Annotated in this window: 5 protein-coding genes and 1 pseudogene; 2 read left to right on the top strand and 4 right to left on the bottom strand. The window is 76.2% G+C overall.

From position 1 onward, the window contains the following. Positions 1–42: 42 nt before the first annotated feature. Both GTR00_RS25920 and GTR00_RS25925 read left to right on the top strand, forming a co-directional pair. Positions 43–642: pseudogene (locus tag GTR00_RS25920) on the top strand (riboflavin synthase); the annotation flags it as partial. A gap of 40 nt (positions 643–682) precedes the next feature. Next, positions 683–841 carry a hypothetical protein gene (locus tag GTR00_RS25925; protein WP_166612527.1) on the top strand — a complete coding sequence of 53 codons (159 nt, stop codon included), beginning with the start codon at positions 683–685 and terminating at the stop codon, positions 839–841. Positions 842–1120: 279 nt separating this feature from the next. Here the strand turns inward: GTR00_RS25925 and GTR00_RS15685 are convergent, their stop codons facing one another. From GTR00_RS15685 to GTR00_RS15700, 4 genes are all read right to left on the bottom strand, one after another. After that, complete coding sequence (locus GTR00_RS15685; protein ID WP_166612528.1) at positions 1121–1993, bottom strand: SIS domain-containing protein; 873 nt, start codon at positions 1991–1993, stop codon at positions 1121–1123. After that, positions 1990–2913 carry an NAD(P)-dependent oxidoreductase gene (locus tag GTR00_RS15690; protein ID WP_205705928.1) on the bottom strand — a complete coding sequence of 308 codons (924 nt, stop codon included), beginning with the start codon at positions 2911–2913 and terminating at the stop codon, positions 1990–1992. Before GTR00_RS15690 ends, GTR00_RS15685 begins: the two co-directional genes overlap by 4 nt. 14 nt (positions 2914–2927) lie before the next feature. Then, on the bottom strand, positions 2928–3896 hold the full coding sequence (locus GTR00_RS15695) for a shikimate dehydrogenase family protein (protein ID WP_205705929.1): 969 nt from the start codon (positions 3894–3896) through the stop codon (positions 2928–2930). After that, the coding region (locus GTR00_RS15700; RefSeq protein WP_166612530.1) for a glucose-6-phosphate isomerase family protein at positions 3893–4248 on the bottom strand (356 nt) is incomplete at its 5' end. The genes GTR00_RS15700 and GTR00_RS15695, both read right to left, overlap by 4 nt.

The raw sequence follows: 4248 nt of genomic DNA on the forward strand, positions 1-4248 counted from the left end.
GCACCGGACCGTCCCACCCCCACCACGTCGAGGAGGCCGCCCGTGTTCACCGGGATCGTTGAGGAGGTCGGCGAGGTCGTCGCCGTCGAGCGCGGTGCGGACTCCGCCCGGTTGAGCGTGCGCGGCCCGCTGGTGACCGCCGACGCCGTGCACGGCGCCTCCATCGCCGTGGACGGGGTGTGCCTGACCGTGGTGGACCAGCCCGAGCCGGCGGTGTTCACCGTCGACGTCATGGCGGAGACGCTCACCCGCAGCTCGCTGCGCGACGTGGCCCCCGGCCGGCGCGTGAACCTGGAGCGGGCCATGTCCGCCTCCGCGCGCTTCGGCGGGCACGTGGTGCAGGGCCACGTCGACGGCACCGGCACCGTGCTGGCCCGCACGCCGGGCGAGGCGTGGGAGGTGGTGCGGGTGGGCATCGACCCCTCGCTGGCCAGGTACGTGGTGGAGAAGGGCTCGGTCACCGTCGACGGCACCTCCCTGACGGTCTCCGCCGTCAGCGCGGTGGACGACCCGGAGCCCTGGTTCGAGGTCTCCTTGATCCCCACGACCCTGCAGCTGACCACCCTGGGGCGGCGCGGCGTCGGCGAGCTGGTCAACCTCGAGGTCGACGTGCTCGCCAAGTACGTCGAGCGCATCACCGCCGGTCTGGTGACCCGCGCGGCGGGCGGGGCGCGCGCTCCCGGTGCCGCCGGCGTCCGCCGACGCCGACGCCGAGGACGCCGCCGAGGACGCCGCCGAGGACAGGGCACCGGGCAGGTCCTCCCAGTCGACGCTGACCGGCGGGCGGGAGGTGGAGGGGTTCCACTGCACGCCGCGGGCGCTGACGGTGAGCACGCCGTAGCGGCGCCCGTTGCGGCGCACGGGCAGTTCCAGCGGGCTGGATCCGACGGCGAGCGCGGCGGGCAGGTTCAGGGAGACGGCGTGGTCGGATCTGGCCATGGGGGGGCTCCGGTTCTCGTGCACGGCGCGGCGTCGGGAGTTCGAGCACCCTCAGTGAAAACCCGGCGATCACCGCGTGCAAGCGGGCGTCCGCCGCGGATCCGGGGCGGGACCGCGGCGGGGTTCTGCGGTGACGGGGTTCTGCGGGGGTCCGTCCCGCGGGGCCGCGGGCGTCCGGGGCTCAGTGGTGGGGGTCGCCGCTGCCGCGGAACCGGGAGAGGGCCCTCTTCATCTCGTGCACCCGCTGCAGGTGCGCGGAACCCCGGCGCACCGCCACGCAGGTGGCCAGGACGTCGACGAGCACCAGCCCGGCGAGCCTGCTGACCGTGGGGGTGAAGGTGTCGGTGTCCTCGAAGGTGCGCACGACCAGGCCGACGTCGCCGAGGTCGAGCAGCGGGCTGGGGCCGCCGACCACGGCGACGACCGTGGCCCCGTTCGCCCGGGCCAGGGCGGTCACCTCCAGCACGGAGGTGGTGCGCCCGGTGTTGGAGATGGCCACCACCACCGTGCCCGGCCCGGCCATCGAGGCGGCCATGTGCTGCTGGTGCAGGTCGCTGGGCGCCGCGCACGGCACCCCCAGCAGCACGGCCTGCTGCAGCCCGTCCTGGGCGATGATCCCCGAGGCTCCCAGGCCGAGGAACAGCACGTCCCGGGCGGCGAGGAGCACCTCGACGGCACGGGCCAGTTCGGCGGTGTCCAGCGAGCGCCGCGCCCGGTCCAGGCTGCTGAGGGTGTGGTCGAAGATCTTGCCCGCCACCGCCTCGACGGTGTCGTCGGGGGCGATGGCGGAGTGGGTGACCGGCAGGCCGATCGCCAGGGCCCGGGCCAGGTCGATCTTGAAGGCCTGGAAACCGGAGTAACCCAGCGCGGTGGCGAAGCGCATCACCGTGGGTTCGCTGACCCCCGCCGCCTCGGCCAGGCCCGCCATGCTCAGCCCCAGCACGCGGTCGGGTTCGTGGAGCACGGCGGCGGCGACCTTGCGCTCGGACGGGCGCAGCGGCGGTGCACCGCCGCTGAGAACCTCCAGCACCGAGGGTGTTCCCGCGCTCGTCACCGGGGCACCAGGTGGGTCAGGAGGTTCTCCACGGCGTGGCGCGTGGCCCGGCTGACGCTGGCGCCGGTGTACCCGCCGACGTGGGGGGTGGCGATGACGCGCGGGTGGCGCAGCAGCGCGCTGGGCGCGGGCGGTTCGCTGTCGTAGGCGTCCACCGCGTAGGCCGACAGCGCGCCGGAGGTCAGGGCGGCGAGCACCGCCTCGTCGTCCACCAGGGCGGCGCGCGCGGTGTTGACCAGCACGGCACCGGCGGGCACCGCGGCCAGCGCCGCCGCGTCCAGGACGGGCGTTCCGTCGGGCGGGGGCGGGCGGTGCAGGCTCAGCACGTCGCAGCTGCGCAGCAGCTCCTCCAGGGCGACCGGGCGCACCCCGGCGGGGACGTCGGTGCCGGCGAAGGGGTCGTGGGCGACGACGGTGGCGCCCAGCGCCGTGAAGGCGACCGCCGCGCGCCGGCCCACGGCACCGAGGCCGATCAGGCCGACGGTGCACTCGCCCAGCTCGCGGCCCCGCCAGCGCCGCCAGCCGCCCTCGTGCACGGCGCTGGAGGACCACGGCACGTGGCGCAGCGCCGCCAGCGTCAGCGCGAGCGCCAGCTCGGCCACCCCCTGGGCGTTGGCCCCCGCGGCGCGCTCGACGGCGACGCCCGCGCGCCGGGCGGCGGCCAGGTCGATGTTGTCGGTGCCGGCGCCGTTGCGGCTGATGACCCGCAGGCCGTCGGCGGCGGCCAGCACCGGCGCGGTGATCGCTTCGATGCCGGCCAGCCAGCCGGCGCACCCGGGCAGGGCGGCGGTCAGCTCCTGCTCGTCGGGAACCCTGCCCGCCGGCCCGGGGACCAGTTCCAGCCCCGCCCGGCGCAGCGGCTCCAGCTCGGGCACCTCGTGCACGCCGGCCGAGGTCAGCGAGCGGGGTGTGATCAGCACGCGCTGCGCGGCGCTCACCGGCGCGCCCGGGCCGCGGTGCGCTCCAGCGCCTCGAACCGCGGCCCGTCGGTGGGGATCTCGACGTCGAAGACCTCGGCGACGACGCGGGTCCAGCCGTGCAGGAAGTACACCCACCCGTCGACGGCCCGCACGTGGCCGGCCGCTCGCGCCTGCTGCAGGAACACCAGCTCGCCGCGGTAGTTCAGGTCCCACGCGATCGCGTCGCGGGGGAAGCGGGCGGCGTCGCTGAGCGGGGAGCCGGGTGCGTCCTTGCCCAGACCGGTGGCGTTGACGACCAGGGCGCCGGGGCGCAGGCCGGCCAGGACGGCGTCGTTGTCCGTGACCCCGGTGGCGTGCACGGTCTCGATCGGCACGTCGCTGCCCAGGTGCGCGTGCAGGGCGCGCAGGCTCCGCAGCCGTTGCGGGTCGCGGTCGGAGACGACGATGCGCGCGGGGCGGTCCGCGCCGTGGTGCGGGCGCGTCAGGTACCAGCTGATGGCGACGGCCGAGCCGCCGGCCCCGACGAGGAAGGCTTCGGCGCCGGTGCGCTCGAAGTGCCGCGGCGGCAGCAGCGCCTGCAGCGCCAGGCCCGAGGAGACGGGGTCCTTGGCGTGGCACACCAGCCGGCCGCCGCGCTTGGACAGGCAGCTGACCTCGCCCGTCAGCTCCGCCAGCGGGTCGACGACGTCGAACTGGTCGCGGCAGGCGCGGAAGAGGTCGATCTTGTGGGTGGTCACCAGCGCACCGAGGCTGAGCGGGTCGGCCGCGATGAAGTCCACCACCTCGCGGTAGTGCCCGCGCGGGGCGTGCAGCGGCAGGTCGATGCCCTCCAGGCGGGCGTCGTGCAGGCCCAGCTGCGCGGCCCACTGCGGGAAGACGGTGCGGATCGACGAGCGCGCGGTGCTCACGCCGATGAAGTGCAGCGTCGGCGCGCCGGCCGGCGCCGGCAGCGGGGCGCCGGAGGGGGCGGCGGGGCTGCTCACGCGTCACCCCGCGCGCGGTACCCGCGGTGCCGGGGGTTGGGGCGCGTGGTCCACCCGCCGGCGCCGTCGTCGACGACGAGCCGGGAGGTGCCGCCGGCCCGGGCGATCAGGTCGTAGTCCTGGCCGGCGTCCGCCGGGTAGGTGAACAGCGTGACGAGCGGCTCGCGGCCGACGTTGACGCTGCGGTGGACCCAGTGCCCGGGCACGTGCACCGCCCGGCCGGCGCTGAGGGGGACGGCGCGGCACTGGCCGTCGAGGGTCTCCAGGAGCAGCACGCCGTTGCCGCTGAGGCAGTGGTAGAGCTCGGCGCGGTCGGCGAGGGCGTGCAGGTGGCCGCGGGTCAGGGCGTACT

This window comes from Kineococcus indalonis (assembly GCF_009906395.1).
Classification (GTDB): Bacteria; Actinomycetota; Actinomycetes; order Actinomycetales; family Kineococcaceae; genus Kineococcus; species Kineococcus indalonis.